Origin of the sequence: Curtobacterium sp. GD1 (assembly GCF_020882855.1) — a bacterium.
GTDB lineage: Bacteria > Actinomycetota > Actinomycetes > Actinomycetales > Microbacteriaceae > Curtobacterium.
In genome coordinates this window covers 108,015-123,982 of the sequence record NZ_JAFEVQ010000010.1, presented here as the reverse complement: position 1 = coordinate 123,982, position 15,968 = coordinate 108,015, and the positions used below count along the sequence as shown (strand labels likewise).

The window sequence follows — 15,968 nt, the reverse complement described above, 5'->3', positions numbered from 1 at the left end:
GCGGCGGAGGCGGCGGGGGCGGTTTCTCCGGCGGCGGCCGCTTCTAGACCGGGCACCACAGACCAACAGCACCACACCAGTCCTTCCACGAAAGGGAACAGCAATGGCAAAGCAGACGATCTTCGGGCGGATCTCGACCCTCGTCCGGGCGAACATCAACCAGCTCATCGACGACGCCGAGGATCCCCAGAAGATGCTCGACCAGCTCGTGCGGGACTACACGAACAACATCGCGGACGCCAAGACGGCGATCGCGCAGACGATCGGCAACGTCCGACTGCTCGAGCAGGACCACGAAGAGGACAAGCGGGCAGCGGTGGAGTGGGGCCAGAAGGCCGCCAACGCCTCCTCCGCTGCAGACAAGTACCGCACCGAGGGCAAGACGGCCGAGGCGGACAAGTTCGACAACCTCGCCAAGATCGCGATCGGCAAGCAGATCGCGGCCGAGCAGGAGGTCAAGGACGCCGAGCCGAACCTCGCCTCGCAGAACGAGGCGGTGGAGAAGCTCAAGTCGGGCCTCGCCGGCATGGAGCAGAAGCTCGAGGAGCTCCGCTCGAAGCGCGACAACCTCGTCGCCCGGTCGAAGACGGCCGAGGCGCAGTCCAAGGTCAACGACGCGCTCGGCAACATCGACGTGCTCGACCCGACGAGCGACCTCGGCCGCTTCGAGGAGAAGGTGCGCCGCGAAGAGGCGAAGGTCCTCGGCCAGCAGGAGCTGCAGTCGTCGAGCCTCGACTCGCAGTTCGAGAGCCTCGAGGACGTGGGCAAGGACGCCGAGGTCGAGGCACGGCTCGCCGCCCTGAAGTCCGGCGGTTCGTCGAGCATCTGACGCGCTCCTCGGACGACGCCGGACCCCGCCTGACAGACTGGCACGATGCAGTTCCTCGTGGTCGGTCAGTGGCAGGGTTCGGCGTCGTCCCGTGCGATGCGCCTCGGGGACGGAGCCGCGGCGATCGCGGCCGACCTCCCGCGCGCGTCGACCACCGTGGTCGACGTCCCGGCGGGCGCCGGCGATCGTCTCGAGACGGCCGTCGCCCGGTACACCTCGGTGCTCTCGGTGGCCGAACGGGTCGCCGAGGAGACCACGGTGTCGAGCGAGCCGGTCCTCGTCGTCGGCGGTGACGGTGCGAGCGTGCTCGGCGCCACGGTCGGGCTCGCACCGGACACCGCCTTCGTGCGGATCGCGGGGTCGAGCGGCTTCCGGGCACTCAACCGCGCCCAGCCCGTCGCCGCCGAGACCGCCGTGCTCCGCATCCTCGTGGACCGCCCCGACGACCTGTTCCCGGCCCTCCCGACCCTGGCAGCGTCGTCCGTCGTCGTCGCCGGCGTGCGCGGGGTCGAGGACGCCGAGGCAGGCGCCCTCGACCGTGCCGGGATCGTGCACCTCGACGTCGACGCCGCCACCCCGGACGCGATCGCGGCAGCGGTGGACGCCACCGGTGCCCAGGCGGTGTTCGTGCACGTCGACCTGGACGTCCTCGACCCGTCAGAGGTCGACGGGCTGCTCGAGCCCGTCCCGTTCGGGTTGGACGGCGCCGGTCTCGTCGAGCGCATCCAGGCCGCCACGCGCGGACGACGACTTGCGGGCGCGGCCCTGACCGGGTTCGCGCCGGTCGACCCGGACCGCGCGGTCGACGACCTCGGCGTCATCCTGCGTGCGGTCGGCGCGCTGACGAGCGCGTCCCGCACCGTCTGACGGTCCCGGCGCTCCCCCGCGGACCCGTTCTCCAGGGGTACGCACCGCGCCCGGCATGACCCATGCCGATCCGCGTACGCTCGGCGACATGACGGACTACGACCTCATCGTGATCGGCGCCGGCGCAGTCGGCGAGAACGTGGCGGACTACGCCAAGAAGCGCGGCCTGTCGGTCGCCATCGTGGAGGCCGAGCTCGTCGGCGGCGAGTGCTCCTACTGGGCGTGCATGCCGTCCAAGGCCCTGCTGCGCAGCGGGCACGCGCTCGCCGCGGCGAAGCGACTCGACGGTGCGAAGCAGGCGGTCACAGGCGACCTCGACGCGGCGCACGTGCTCGCCCGACGGAACTCCTTCACCTCGGACTGGAAGGACGACGGCCAGGTCTCGTGGCTCGAGTCCGCCGACATCGACCTCATCCGCGGCCACGCCCGGATCACCGGCGAGAAGACGATCGAGGTCGACGGCACGACGTACACGGCAACCGCGGCGATCGCGGTCGTCACGGGCTCGCTGCACATCCTCCCCGACGTCCCGGGGCTTGCCGACGCGACGCCGTGGGGCACGCGTGAGGCCACCAGCGCGCAGACGGTGCCCGAGAGCCTGCTCGTCATCGGCGGCGGGGTCTCCGGCTCGGAGCTCGCGACCGCGTGGGCGTCCCTCGGGGCGAAGGTCACGCTCGTCGCACGGCACGGGCTCCTCGGCGGCATGGAGCCGTTCGCGGGAGAGCTCGTCGCCGACTCCCTCCGCGAGCTGGGCGTCGACGTCCGCACCGGCGTGAACCCCACCCGCGTCGACCGTGACGAGCACGGCCTCGTCACGACGACGCTCGACGACGGCTCGACGGTCATCACGAGCGAGGTCCTCGCCGCGACCGGACGCGCCGCGACCACGAAGGACCTCGGCCTCGAGTCCGTCGGGCTGGCCGCGGGCGACTGGCTGCAGGTCGATGACACGATGCTCGTGCAGGGCACCGACTGGCTCTACGCCGTGGGCGACGTCAACCACCGCGTGCTCCTCACCCACCAGGGCAAGTACCAGGCGCGTGCCGCGGGCGAGGCGATCGCCGCCCGGCACCAGGGCACGCCGCTGCACACCGAACCGTGGGGTGCGCACGTCGCCACCGCCGACCACGCTGCGGTCCCGCAGGTCACCTTCACCGATCCCGAGGTCGCGAGTGTCGGCCTGACCGAGGCCAAGGCCCGCGAGCAGGGGCTGAACGTCCGGGCGGTCGAGTACGAGCTCGGCAACGTCGCCGGCGCCTCACTGCAGGCGGACGGCTACACCGGGCGGGCGAAGATGGTCGTCGACGAGGACCGCGGGGTCGTCGTCGGCGTGACCTTCGTCGGGCAGGACGTCGCCGAGATGCTGCACGCCGCGACGATCGCCGTCGTGGGCGAGGTCCCGGTCGACCGCCTCTGGCACGCCGTCCCCGCCTACCCGACGATGAACGAGATCTGGCTGCGACTGCTCGAGACCTACGGCCGCCCGGAGTAGCGGTGCGGAACCCCCTGCTCGACTCCCCCGTGTCCCGGGCGGGGTGGGCGTTCGCGACCGCGGTCGGCCTCGCCGTCGGCGTCCCGCTCTCCACCGGGAAGGTGCGGGTCGTCGACGGGCTGATCGTGTGCACCGGGCTGCCGCGGTGGGTGTTCCGCCGCGGTGGCACGTGCGTGGGATCGGTCTACCTCACGCGGGACAACGACGGCGACCGGGTGCTCCGGCACGAGCGGGTGCACGTCGACCAGTGGCGGCGGTACGGGATGCTCATGCCGATCGTGTACGCGTTGGCCGGGCAGGATCCGCTGCGGAACCGGTTCGAGATCGAGGCCGGCCTCGAGGACGGGAACTACCGCTGACGCGCGGCGCGCCCGCGCGCCCGCCCCGAGGTCGCACGACACGCCGCGCGTGCGGCGGCGAGGTCGCACGAAGTGCCGCGCGCCGGGCGCGCGAGCGGCAGTTCTCGCGACCTCGCGGGGGTGGAGCTGGCCGACACCCCGACGGGAGGCTCGGGACGGTCTCGCACCGTGCCTCCCGTCCGGAACGGTGCGCGCCCACCGCGACGGGTCACGTCCGTCTCGAGGTCGCACGACACGCCGCGGACGTGACGCCCGGGTCGCACGAAGTGCCGCCCGCGGCGCGCGCGAGCGGCACTTCGTGCGACCTGACCGGGCGCGAGCGCGCGCCCGCCCGCCCGTCCACGCGCCCGCGGCGCGGCGCGCCCGCGCGTCAGGCCGCGGGGCGCCGCGGCACCACGAGGGGCGTGCCCGTCTCGGGGTCGGCGACGACCACGCACGGCAGCCCGAACACGTCCTCGACGAGGTCGGCCGTCACCACCGACGCCGGCGGCCCCGACGCCACGATCGACCCGTCACGCATCGCGATCACGTGCGTGGCGTACCGCGCCGCCTGGTTGAGGTCGTGCAGCACCGCGACGACGGTCCGACCGGCCGCGTGCAACGCCGAGGCCAGCTCGAGCACGTCGTACTGGTGCGCGATGTCCAGGAACGTGGTGGGCTCGTCGAGCAGGACGATGTCGGTTTCCTGCGCGAGCACCATCGCGATCCACACCCGCTGTCGCTGCCCGCCGGACAGCTCGTCCACGCTGCGGTCGGCGAGCGACACGGTCGACGTCTGCTCGAGCGCGGCCTGCACGGCCCGCCGGTCCGACCCCGACGAGGGGTGCAGCAGGTCCTGGTGCGGGAACCGCCCCCGGGACACCAGGTCGCGCACGGTGATGCCGTCCGGCGCGATCGGGGTCTGCGGGAGCATCCCGACGCGGCGTGCGACGGCCTTCGGGCGGAGGGACGAGATCGGCGACCCGTCGAGGTACACGGTGCCGGCGGTCGGCTTGAGCGTCCGCGCGAACGACTTCAGCAGCGTCGACTTGCCGCAGGCGTTCGGCCCGACGATGACGGTGAGTTCACCGTCCGGGATGTCGACGTCGAGCGCGGACACCACGACCCGGTCGTCGTACGCGAGCGTCAGCCCCCGGGCCCCGAGCGCGGTCGCCGGCACAGTCGACGCAGCCCCGGCACCGTCGACGGAACCGGTCAATTCTCGGCCTTGCCGTGCCGCCAGTACCCCATGAACGCGACCTGCTTCCGGTCGAGCCCGACCCCGCGCACGAGGTGCCGGCGGAGCTCCTTGACGCACCCGGCCTCGCCCGCGATCCACGCGTAGACGGGTCGCGGCTCGTCGCCGGCCGGGATGTCCCAGAGCACCTGCTCGTCGACGTCGACGTCCGCGAGCTCCCCCGCGTCGCCGCACGCCGGCCCCGCCGCGACGGTCGACGCCCAGGCGTGCACCTGGTCGGTCATCCGGACGCCGTGCGAGGCGCCGTTCCGGGCGATCCAGCGGACCTCGACCCCGGCGGGCGCGGACACGGGCAGCCGATCGGCGTCGGTCGGGACCTCGATGAAGACGTGGCCGACGGTGGCGACGTCGAGCGCCTCGAGGATGGCGCAGATGGCCGGGGCGGCGGTCTCGTCGCCGGCGAGCAGGATCCGGTTCGCGGCGCCGGGGTCGAACTCGGCCGCACCGGTCGGGAGCTCCGCGGGCGACGCCGGCACCGCCGGCCCGACGATGCGCAGTTCGTCGCCGACCCGGCACGCCGAGACCCAGCGCGAGGCGGGTCCGGTGTCGCCGTGCGCGACGAAGTCGATGTCGAGCTCACGGGCGTCCGGGCGGAAGGAGCGGACCGTGTAGGTGCGGAGCGGGTTCCGGACCGCGTCGGGCAGGGCACGCCAGGCGCCGTACCAGTCCTCGCCGTCGGGCAGGTCCGTGAAGCCGTGCCCGGGGATCGGCAGCACGATCTTGATGCGCTGATCGAGGCCGACGGACGAGAACTCGGCGAGGGCGTCGCCCGTCAAGGTCACCCGGACGAAGTGCGGGGTGAGGGACGTGACGGCTGCCACGCGGACGGAGAAGACACGGTACCGGGCTGCCACGACGGCAAGTATGGCATGCCTTACCTAAGAGACCCAAGGGTCCGCACGGTGCGAGGATCGTCCCCGTGCCCGATGCCGACGACGAATTCGCAGACCTGGCCGACCTCGCCCACGCGAGCGGCGTGACGGCGCCGATGCGCGCCTCCAGGCAGGTGGTCCGAACCACCGACGGACAGGAGATCGCCGCGATCCGCTGGGACACGGCGGACGGCCAGGAGGCGCGGATCACCTACCTGCACGGGCTCGGCATCGACGCCCACAGCTTCGACCAGACCGCGCTCGCCGTCGGCGAGCCGGCGGTCGCCGTGGACCTGCCCGGCCACGGCCGGTCCGGGTGGCGCGACGACGCGGACTACGGGGCCGGCGCGACGGCACCGAGCGTGCTCGCGGCCCTCGACGCGCTCGGGGTCCGGCCGGGGATCGTCGTGGGGCACTCCCTCGGCGCGATCCTCGCCGCCCGGCTCGCAGCGACCGCGCCGGAACGCGTCACCGGACTCGTGCTCGTCGACATGTCACCGGACTTCGCCCAGCGGGCCGTCGACCGGATCGCCCGCGCGCTCGAGGCCGAGGAGCCGTTCACGTCGCTCGAACAGGTCGTCGACCGCGCCGTGGAGGCCCGCGTCGGCGACGACCGCGCGGTGCTCCTGCGCGAGGCCCGGCACACCACACGGCTCGGGGCCGACGGGCGACTCGTGCGGCGCCACCACTTCCCGCACCTCCCCGCCGGACGCACCTCGTCGGTGGGGCGGTTCGCGGACGCGTGGCCGGACCTCGAGGCCCTCGACGTCCCGATCCTGCTCGTCCGCGGCGACCGCGGCTACGTGTCACCGAAGCTGCACGCCCAGTTCGCCGAGCGCCTGCCCGACGCCGAGATCGTCACGGTCGAGGCCCGGCACGCCGTGCAGAACCAGGCCCCCCTCGAACTGGCCACGGCGATCCGGGCATGGGCGGAACGTAACGGTTTGTTGCACCGGATCGAAGAACCGTCGCCGGAGCACCCCGGCCGCCGCTAACCTCGTGCAAGCGCGCGCGACGACCGTCGCCACCGCGCCGGAAGGAACCCACCACCCATGAGTCCGCTCCCCGCCCGCAGCACCTCCCGCCTCGGCCGCGCGGCCCTCGCCGCCACCGCGGTGGCCGTCGCCTCGGCCCTCGTGCTGACCGGCTGCTCCGGATCCTCGAACGAGGACGGCGGCACCGACGCCACCGTCCGCGTCGGTCTCGTCCTCGAACCGACGAGCCTCGACATCCGCACGCAGTCCGGTGCCGCACTCGACCAGGTGCTCATCGACAACGTCTACCAGGGGCTCGTCGGCCGCACGGCGGACGGTGACGTCCGCGACGTGCTGGCGTCGAAGCACGCGGTGTCGGACGACGGCCTGACGTACACGTTCACGCTGCGCGACGGCACCACGTTCCAGGACGGCAAGGACGTCACCGCGGCCGACGTCGTCTGGTCGCTGCAGCAGGTCAAGTCGAACGATTCGTACGTCGACTCCGCGCAGCTCGCCAACGTGACGTCGATCACCTCGCCGTCCTCCGGTGTGGTGGAGCTCAAGCTGGCGAAGCCCGACTCCGACCTGCTCTGGAACCTCACGGGGCGCGCCGGCCTCGTCCTCGAGAAGGCGGCGAAGAACGACCTGTCCGACAGCGCCAACGGCACCGGCCCGTACGAGGTGTCGAGCTGGAAGCAGGGTGACTCGCTCACGTTCGAGCGGAACGCCGACTACTGGGGCACGAAGGCGAAGGTCGCCAAGGTCGTCTTCCGCTACATCACGCAGCCGTCCACCGCGGTGAACGCCATGGCGAACGGCGACCTCGACGTGCAGACCGCCGTCGACGGCACGCTCAAGAGCCAGCTGCAGAACAGCTCGGACATCTCGCTGCACACCGGCAAGACGACCGACAAGTACACGCTCGCGTTCAACGACCAGAAGGCGCCGTTCACCGACAAGCGGGTGCGACAGGCGATCCGGCAGGCGATCGACGCCAAGGCGATCATCAAGGCGATCGGCGGCACCGGCGTCGAGCAGGGCGGCCCGATCCCCGAGCTCGACCCCGGCTACCAGGACCTCACCGACATCGACGCGTACGACCCCGCGAACGCGAAGAAGCTCCTCGCCGAGGCCGGTCACCCGAAGCTCGACCTCACGCTGACGTACGCGAACATCTACTCGGCGACGATCGGCGACGTGCTGAAGTCGCAGCTCGCCGACGTCGGCATCACCCTGACGGTCAAGCGCGTCGACTTCGCCACCTGGCTGTCGCAGGTGTTCGAAGCACCGAAGAGCGGCACCCGCGACTTCGACCTGTCGATGGTGAACCACGTCGAGGCGCGCGACTTCGGCAACTGGGCGAACCCGGAGTACTACTTCGGCTACGACAACGCCGAGGTGCAGTCGCTCTACGCCGACTCGGTCGCCGCGACGGACGAAGCCGCCAAGGTCGCCGACCTGCAGAAGGCGGCGCGGATCGTCAGCGAGGACGCCGCCGGCGAGTGGCTCTACACGGCGACGTCGATCACGGCGGTACGGAAGGGCGTCACGGGCTTCCCGTACGACGGCACGAACTCGCGCCTCGACCTGTCGAAGCTCGCCGTCAAGTGAGGCGGGCACGGACCACGGCTCCCGTAGCATCGGTGTCGTGACCCGGTTCCTCATCGGGCGGGTGCTCCTGCTCGTCGTCGGCCTGCTCGTGGCCAGCGTGATCATCTTCGCGACGCTCCGGGTGCTGCCCGGCGACGTGGCGCAGATCGTCGCGGGCACCCAGGCGTCGCCGGCGCAGGTGGCCGAACTGCGCCAGCAGCTCGGGCTCGACCGACCGGTCGTCGTGCAGTACCTCGACTGGATCGGCGGGCTGTTCCGCGGCGACCTCGGGCGGTCCCTCGTCACCGACGGACGGGTCGCACCCGAGATCGCCCAGAAGCTCAGCGTCACGCTGCCGCTCGCGGCCATGTCGCTCGTCGCCGCGCTCGTCATCGGGGTGCCGCTCGGCGTGCTCGCGGCGGTGCTGCGGCGTCGCCCGGGCGGGGCCGTCATCGCCTTCGTGGCACAGGCGGTCGCGGCGATCCCGATCGTGTGGGCCGGCATGCTCCTCGTGGCGCTGTTCGCCGTCACGCTGCACTGGCTCCCGACGCAGGGCTTCCCGCTCGACGGCTGGGACGAACCCGGTCGGGCGTTCGCCGCGCTCGTGCTGCCCGCACTGACGATCGGCGCCGTCGAGGGTGCGGTGATCCTGCGCTTCACCCGCTCGGCGACGCTCGGGGTGCTCGACGCCGACCACGTCCGCACGGCGGCGGCGATCGGGCTCACCCGGACGCAGGCGCTCGTCAAGCACGGGCTCCCGTCGGTGGCGCTGACCGTGCTGGCCGTGCTCGGCGTGCAGATCGCCGGGCTCCTGGTCGGGGCCGTCGTCGTCGAACAGCTCTTCTCGCTCCCCGGCGTCGGACGCATGCTCGTCACCGACGTCGGGCGCCGCGACATCACGAAGGTGCAGTCCGAGCTGCTCGTGTTGACCGGGCTCGTGCTGCTCGTGGGCTTCGCGGTCGACGTCGTGCACCGCACGCTGGACCCCCGACAGCGCGAGGTGTCCGAGTGATCCGCCGGCTCCTCGCCCGGCCGACCGGGGTCTTCGCCGTGGTCGTCCTCGGCCTGCTCGTCGTCCTCGCCGTGGTGTCGCTCGTGTGGACGCCGCAGGACCCCTTCCGCGCCGACCCCTTCCACCAGTGGGAGCCGCCGAGCCCCGCGCACTGGTTCGGCACCGACGCCTCCGGCCGGGACATCGCGAGCTACCTGCTCGCCGGTACCCGCACGACCGTGCTCGTCGCGGTGGGCTCCGGCGTCATCGCGAGCGTCGTCGGCATGGTCCTCACCGCGATCGGCTCGCTCACCGCGCGCTGGGTCCGCGAGGGCACGGCCGTCCTGCTCGACATCCTCGTGGCGTTCCCCACCCTCCTCACCGCGATGCTGCTCACCGCGATCGCCGGCGGGTCGCTCGGCGTCGTGATCGTCAGCGTCGGCCTGTCCTTCGGCGTCACGATCGCCCGGGTGGCCCGCGGGGAGATCCGCCGCATCGCCCGCAGCGACTACGTCACCGCCGCGCGGGCGTCGGGCGTGGGCGGTGCCGGGGTGCTGTTCCGCCACCTCGTGCCGAACGCGGCGCCGCTGTTCACCGTGCAGCTCTCGCTCGCGATGGCCACCGCAGTCCTCGCCGAGGCCGGGCTCTCGTACCTCGGGTACGGCGCCGGCTCGAACACGGCCTCGTGGGGCAGCATGCTCGCCGACCTGCAGACGTACATCGGCGTTCACCCCTGGAGCGCCACCTGGCCCGGTGCGGCCATCGCCCTGGTCGTCGCGGCACTGTCGCTGCTCGGCGACGCGGTCCGCGACGCGACGGACCCGCGACTGACCACGAACGACCGCGCGGCCGGTGGCGGACCCGCGCCCCGCACGCCGGACGACCCGGCCACGACGAACACGGGGGTGACCGCATGAGCGACGCGACCACTCCGGGCACCGCAGCCTCCGGGCTCGAGGTGCGTGGGTTGACGGTCCGCATCGACCGTCGGACGATCCTCGACGACGTGACGTTCACCGTGCCTCCTGGCCGCCGCGTCGGCGTGATCGGCGCGTCCGGGTCCGGCAAGTCGATGACCTCGCTCGCCCTGATGGGACTCGAGCCGACCGGCGCGACCGTCACCGGCAGCGTCCGGTTGGACGGCACCGAGCTCGTCGGCCTACCCGACCGCGAGCGGGCCCGCCACCGCGGCGCCGGCATCGGGATGGTCTTCCAGGAACCCGGCACCGCGCTCGACCCGCTCCGCCGGGTCGGCGCGCAGATCGCCGAACCGCTGCGGCTGCACCGCGGGCTCGACCGGCGTGCCGCAGCGGCTGCCGCGCTCGACCTCGCCGTCAGCGTGGGCCTGCCGGATCCCGAGTCGATGCTGCGGCAGTACCCGCACCAGCTCTCGGGTGGGCAGCGGCAGCGGATCTGCATCGCGATGGCGATGGCCGGCCAGCCGTCCTACCTCGTGGCCGACGAACCGACCACGGCGCTCGACGTCACGACCGAGGCCCGGATCCTCGAGCTGTTCGAGGGCCTCACCGCGGGCATGGTCTTCGTCACGCACGACCTCGCGGTGCTCGCCCGGATCGCGGACACGGCCGTCGTGCTCGACGCCGGCCGGGTCGTCGAACACGGGTCGGTCGCAGGACTCCTCGCGGCGCCGCAGCACCCCGCGACGGCCGCCCTCGTCGACGCCGCCCGCGCCACCGCCCGTCGTGCCCCTCGGACCGGAGGCTCCGCATGACCGACGTCCTGCACGCCCGCGACCTGCACCGCACCTACCGACTCCCCCGCCGCGGCCCGTTCGAACCCGGGCCCGTCCGGACCGCGGTGGACGGCGTCGACCTGACGGTCGCGCCCGGGGCGCGCCTGGGGATCGTCGGCGAGTCCGGATCGGGCAAGTCGACGCTGGTGCGGCTGCTCGCCGGCCTGGAGGCGCCTTCCGCAGGCACCGTGACCGCCTCCGGTCGTCCGGTGGTGGCGTCCGGGTCCGCGGCCGCGATGCGCTGGTTCCGTCGCGAGACCGGGGTGGTCTTCCAGGACCCGTACGCCTCGCTCGACCCGCGGATGCGCGTGGGCGCGATCGTCGCGGAACCGCTGCGGGCGCTCCGGATCGACGGTTCGCACGACGCGCTCGTCCGGGATGTCCTCGCGCGCGTCGACCTCCCCGCCGACGTCGTCGACCGGTACCCGCACGAGTTCTCCGGCGGCCAACGGCAGCGCATCGCGATCGCCCGGGCCGTCGTGCACTCGCCGCGGATCCTGTTCGGGGACGAGCCGATGAGCGCCCTCGACGTGGTGGTCCGGGCCCGCGTGATCGAGCTGTTCCGGTCGCTCGCGGACGACCTCGGGCTGACGCTGGTGCTGGTGTCGCACGACATCGGCGTGGTGCAGCGGCTGTGCGACACGGTGGCGGTGATGTCCGCGGGGCGGATCGTCGAGCACGGGCCGGTGTCCCTGCTCGATGCGCCGGAGCACCCGGTGACCCGGACCCTGGTGGAGGCTGCGCCGACGCTGCCGTAGCGCCGGCCGTGTGCGACTCCTGTTCGACTGGGCGGGAGTCCTTGCCCACTGTGCGGGACCCTCGGGAGCATCGACGTGCATCGATCGCTTCTCGAAGGGGAGAACGCATGAGCACGTCGAACGACATCACCAGACGGACGGCACTCGGTCTCGGCATCGTCGCCACCGCATCGGCCGCGAGCGGGGTCCTCGGACCAGGGCACGGCCGACCACACCTCGCCGCCACGGTCACGAAGGAGTTCGCGGCCGACACGACCACGCTGCTGAAGAACCCGCTCAACGGCTGGGCGCTGTACGGCTCGTCCACCCCGGCGGCGGACTACTGGACGCAGTACGACGACGTCCCGCTGCCCGACGGCACCACGATCACCGTGTCCGACCACGCCTCGGTGCTGTACATGCGGGTGTCGTGGACGATCCTCGAACCGTCAGAGGGCGTCTACGGATGGGACACGAACGCTGCCTTCGCGGGCATCCTCGCCGAGGCCCGCCGTCGGGGACTCCGGCTGGCGTTCCGCGTGGTGGTCGACAGCCGCGACAAGGCGTCGAACTTCACGCCCGACTGGGTGCGGGCCGCGGGTGCCTCCGGGTACGAGACGCAGACCGGCAGCAAGACGGTCTGGTCGCCCTACCCGGACGACCCGGTGTTCCAGGCGAAGTACGCGGCGTTCGTCGCCGCCTTCGCCGCGCAGTACGACGACCCGGAGACGACGGACTTCATCGACGGGTACGGCCTCGGCAAGTGGGGCGAGGGACACTCGATGCTCTACCGGGACGCCGCGAACCGCGAGCCCGTGTTCGACTGGATCATCGACCTGTACCAGCGGCACTTCACCACCGTGCCGCTGGCGCTGAACTACCACCGGATGATCGGCGGCGGGAAGGACTGGGGTGCGCCGGACCCCGAGAGCGAACGGATGCTCGACGGCGCGTACGAGAAGGGGTACGTCCTCCGCCACGACGCCTTCGGGATGACCACCTACTACTCCGACTGGGAGAGGTCGATGGCCGCGAAGTGGCGGTACCGGCGCCCGATCATCATGGAGGGCGGTTGGGTCACCGGCCAGCACGACGTCACGCAGGACCCCCGCGGCTACGAGACGGTCGCCGACGTGCGGCAGGGCGAGTTCGACGACTCCGTCGAGGCCCACGTCAACATGATGGACTTCCGGAACGGCGAGACACTCTCGTGGTTCGCCGCCGAGACCGCCCCGCTCACGCAGCGCTTCGACGCCGAGGGCGGGTACCGGCTCTACCCGTCGAAGGTCGTCGCCCCGGACGCGCTCCGTGCCGGCGGTACCGCTGCGATCACCCACGAGTGGACGAACCTCGGGTGGGGCTTCCTGCCGACGAACCTCCCGGTCTGGAAGCACAAGTACAAGGCCGCGCTCGCGCTGCTCGGGGCGGACGGAACGCCCGTCCGGGTCGTCGTGGACGCGGCGTCCGAGCCCTCGGACTGGCTGCGGGGCACGCCCACCGCGTACTCGTACACGCCGTCGGTCGCCGGCGTCGCCCGCGGCTCCTACCGCTGGGGCGTCGCGATCGTGGACACGACCCGGTCGGACACCCCGGCGATCGCGCTCGCGGCGCAGGGGACGACGACGAACGGCTGGCTCGTCGTCGGGGACGTCACGGTCTCCTGAGCCGTCGTGACCGTTCCGGTTCGCGATCCCCCGCGATCGCGAACCGGAACGGTCACGAGCCGGACTCGATCAGGAATCCCAGCGCCTGTGCGACCAGCCGGCGGTGATCCGGCGAGGCGAACGACGCCCCGGCGTGGCCGAGGCCGTCGTAGACCGTGACGCCGCCGCCCGGACGCTCGTGCACCCAGACCAGCGGGTGTCGGACACCGTCGTGCTCGTGGTCGACCAGGACCCGGACCGCCGCCGAGACCCGCTGGTGGGAGTACCGCTCGTCGTCGAGCGAGAAGTCGCCGATGCCCGCCGTGACCGGGTGCTCGTCGTCGACCACGTGCACGGTGCACGGTCCGGACGGCGGGTGCATCGTCGTGCCGCGCACCCACACGCCGCCGAGGGCCCGTTCCCAGTCGTCGTCTCCGGCGAAGGACGTCGACGACACGTGCACGACGAGCATCGGCACGCGGCTCGCGAGCAGCCGACGGAACCCCGGGTCCGCTGCGGGCAACGGCACCGGCAGGCCGTCCCGCGGCAGGCCGAGGTCCACGACCACGAGCGACGGCAGCGGGCCGACCCCGAAGGACTCGAGCGTCCGGTCGACGTCCGACGACGACGACAGCTCGATCCCGACCTGGGCCGCGATCGCCGTCAGCGCCGCGGTCGTCTCGTCGAAGGGGTGCCAGGGGTCCGTCCACCGTCCGACCCCGCCGAGCAGAACCGCACTCACGCGGTGGCCCGGGTGATGCGGACGGTGTGCGACCCCGCGCGGGCGGGCTCGCGTTCGACGAGCAGGACCCGGTGCAGCGCCGCGCCCCAGGCCGCCCGCAGCTTCTCGTCGTCGAGCTCGCGTCGCTCCGTGCGCACCTCGAAGCGCGCGCCGTCGACCGCCACGTGTGCCGGCCCGACGTCCAGACCGCCGGGAGTCACCACCGGTTCGTGGAGCGTCAACAGCACGAGCGTCATGACACCCGGTTCCGCGAACGCCCACTCGTCCTGCAGCTCGACGACCTCGGCGGCCCGGTCGAGCGAGGCGATCCGCACCGCTCGCACCAGCCCGGACGACGCGGGGTACGCCGCGGTCAGGTCCGTGGACAGCGTCGCTCGGTCGCCGTCGTCGGCGAACTCGGTGCCCGTGGCCCGGAACGACTCCCCCTCGTGCTGCTCGACCCCGTTCGGCCACGGCACGCTGTGCCAGCTCGACCGCATGGTCCAGATGCCGTACCGGTGCTCGGGCATGAACGTCTCACGGCGGTACACCCCGACACCGGCGTCCACGACGACGGGTTCGCCGTCGAGCGAGACGATGACGGACCCCGCGTCGTTGTGGTTGTGGCTGACGGCGTTGTGGCCGCCCTTCGCCGACAGGAAGAAGGCGTCGGAGCGGGCAACGGCCACCTCGGTGCCGGGCAGGTACAGCGACGTGGGCATGCCCGGCGCCGCGGGTCCGGCGTCCTGCCACCCCGGTGCCCGGAGCTCGGCGAGGGTGCGGCGGAAGAGCGCTGCGAGCTGCCCGTCGAACCGCAACGCGTGCCGGCGCCCCATCCACCGGGCGTGCTGCACGACCTCGTCGTCCCCGACGCGTGCACCGAACCGGGCCAACAGGTGCCAGTTCGCGTTCTCGGGCAGCACCGGCGACCCGTCGGAGTGGTTGACCTGGCGGTGGGCGTCGATCTGCATGCCCATCGGGAACCGTGCCGTGGCGGCCACCGGTTCCACCACGAAGCCGTCGAAGGCCCCGTCGGTGAGCTGCTCGACGAGGTCGAGGGCCTCGAACAGCGTCGCACCGGCCCACCACCAGTAGGTCGCGCCCTCGTCGCAGCTGCCGTCGGCGTCGTACCCGGCCCGGAACCGGTCGAGGATGACGAGCGCGCGGTCGATCGTCGCTCCGAGTCGCTCGGCGTCGGGCTCCACCACGGCAGCACAGACGAGCACGTTCGACACGATCCACGGCGCCCAGTTGTTGGGCGGCCCGTCGACCCCGTGCCAGAAGTACTCCTCGCGTTCCCACGGGTCCAGGACGCGGCGGCGGACCTCGTGGTGCACGTGGGCGCGGATGCCCGGCGCGTCGCGTTCGAGCCGCTCACCGGCGATCGCGTCGATCGCCGCCAGCATGCCGCCGACGTACGCGTCCGACAGGTCGAGCACGTCCCGGCGCGGCACCGGCAGGAACGGCCGCTCGCCGCTCTCCGGCAGCGCGTAGTGCGACGGCAGGCACCACGCGCGCAGTTCGCAGATCCGCCAGACCTGGTCGGCGAGGACCGTCGCCCACTCGTCCTCGTCGGTCACCGCGAGCGCGAGCGCGGCCGAAGCGGCCGACTCGAGCAGGTTCCGCTGCGCGCGCTCGTACGGCTGCCGGTCGCCGTCCCGGCTGTAGCGCGCCCAGAGCGAGAGGGTCGGGAAGGCGACCGCGGCGGCGTCGCGACGGTCCCTCGCCACCGCGAGCAGCGCCTCCTGGTCCGCCGTCGCCACGTCGGCCCACGCGGCGCGGTCGGTGACGGGAGGCGCGGGTCGCCACGTCCTCGGTCGGAGCGCCCGGCGGGCGGTCGCGGTGAAGCGGTCGGTGAGGGTCTGGGCGTCGACGGTGACGGTCATGGGGGTTCCAGCGG

Annotated in this window: 15 protein-coding genes; 11 read left to right on the top strand and 4 right to left on the bottom strand. The window is 72.7% G+C overall.

Features of this window, described 5'->3' with window-relative positions:
- Positions 1-103 precede the first annotated feature (103 nt).
- The 4 genes from JSX79_RS07675 to JSX79_RS07660 all read left to right on the top strand — a co-directional run bounded on the left by JSX79_RS07675 (position 104) and on the right by JSX79_RS07660 (position 3,547).
- Entirely contained in the window at positions 104-829 is a 726-nt protein-coding gene (locus JSX79_RS07675; RefSeq protein WP_070416310.1) for a PspA/IM30 family protein, read from the top strand.
- A gap of 45 nt (positions 830-874) precedes the next feature.
- Positions 875-1,696: an arginase family protein gene (locus JSX79_RS07670; protein ID WP_229085673.1), complete on the top strand. Its 822-nt coding sequence runs from the start codon at positions 875-877 to the stop codon at positions 1,694-1,696.
- Between the two features lie 88 nt (positions 1,697-1,784).
- Entirely contained in the window at positions 1,785-3,188 is a 1,404-nt protein-coding gene (locus JSX79_RS07665) for an NAD(P)/FAD-dependent oxidoreductase (RefSeq protein ID WP_229085672.1), read from the top strand.
- 2 nt (positions 3,189-3,190) lie between these two features.
- Entirely contained in the window at positions 3,191-3,547 is a 357-nt protein-coding gene (locus tag JSX79_RS07660; protein WP_175496070.1) for a Fe-S oxidoreductase, read from the top strand.
- 370 nt (positions 3,548-3,917) lie between these two features.
- Here the strand turns inward: JSX79_RS07660 and JSX79_RS07655 are convergent, their stop codons facing one another.
- A complete protein-coding gene (locus JSX79_RS07655) occupies positions 3,918-4,745 on the bottom strand; it encodes an ABC transporter ATP-binding protein (protein ID WP_229085671.1) in 828 nt (275 codons plus the stop codon).
- A complete protein-coding gene (locus JSX79_RS07650; RefSeq protein WP_229085669.1) occupies positions 4,742-5,638 on the bottom strand; it encodes a siderophore-interacting protein in 897 nt (298 codons plus the stop codon). Before JSX79_RS07650 ends, JSX79_RS07655 begins: the two co-directional genes overlap by 4 nt.
- 65 nt (positions 5,639-5,703) lie before the next feature.
- On the opposite strand from JSX79_RS07650, the gene JSX79_RS07645 reads away from it, so the two are divergent.
- From JSX79_RS07645 to JSX79_RS07615, 7 genes are all read left to right on the top strand, one after another.
- Complete coding sequence (locus JSX79_RS07645) at positions 5,704-6,651, top strand: alpha/beta fold hydrolase (protein WP_092386924.1); 948 nt, start codon at positions 5,704-5,706, stop codon at positions 6,649-6,651.
- Between the two features lie 57 nt (positions 6,652-6,708).
- On the top strand, positions 6,709-8,244 hold the full coding sequence (locus tag JSX79_RS07640) for an ABC transporter substrate-binding protein (protein ID WP_229085668.1): 1,536 nt from the start codon (positions 6,709-6,711) through the stop codon (positions 8,242-8,244).
- Positions 8,245-8,281: 37 nt separating this feature from the next.
- Positions 8,282-9,235 (top strand): ABC transporter permease, encoded by a 954-nt coding sequence (locus tag JSX79_RS07635; protein ID WP_071296224.1) that lies wholly within the window; start codon positions 8,282-8,284, stop codon positions 9,233-9,235.
- Entirely contained in the window at positions 9,232-10,131 is a 900-nt protein-coding gene (locus tag JSX79_RS07630; RefSeq protein WP_229085666.1) for an ABC transporter permease, read from the top strand. The genes JSX79_RS07635 and JSX79_RS07630 overlap by 4 nt, the downstream gene beginning before the upstream one ends.
- A complete protein-coding gene (locus JSX79_RS07625; protein ID WP_071296222.1) occupies positions 10,128-10,946 on the top strand; it encodes an ABC transporter ATP-binding protein in 819 nt (272 codons plus the stop codon). Before JSX79_RS07630 ends, JSX79_RS07625 begins: the two co-directional genes overlap by 4 nt.
- On the top strand, positions 10,943-11,725 hold the full coding sequence (locus JSX79_RS07620) for an ABC transporter ATP-binding protein (protein WP_229085664.1): 783 nt from the start codon (positions 10,943-10,945) through the stop codon (positions 11,723-11,725). Before JSX79_RS07625 ends, JSX79_RS07620 begins: the two co-directional genes overlap by 4 nt.
- Positions 11,726-11,832: 107 nt before the next feature.
- On the top strand, positions 11,833-13,368 hold the full coding sequence (locus tag JSX79_RS07615; protein WP_229085662.1) for a DUF4832 domain-containing protein: 1,536 nt from the start codon (positions 11,833-11,835) through the stop codon (positions 13,366-13,368).
- A gap of 52 nt (positions 13,369-13,420) precedes the next feature.
- Here the strand turns inward: JSX79_RS07615 and JSX79_RS07610 are convergent, their stop codons facing one another.
- Together JSX79_RS07610 and JSX79_RS18195 are read right to left on the bottom strand one after the other, a co-directional pair.
- Positions 13,421-14,089 (bottom strand): ThuA domain-containing protein, encoded by a 669-nt coding sequence (locus JSX79_RS07610; RefSeq protein WP_229085660.1) that lies wholly within the window; start codon positions 14,087-14,089, stop codon positions 13,421-13,423.
- A complete protein-coding gene (locus tag JSX79_RS18195) occupies positions 14,086-15,954 on the bottom strand; it encodes a heparinase II/III family protein (protein ID WP_267484187.1) in 1,869 nt (622 codons plus the stop codon). Before JSX79_RS18195 ends, JSX79_RS07610 begins: the two co-directional genes overlap by 4 nt.
- Positions 15,955-15,968 lie beyond the last annotated feature (14 nt).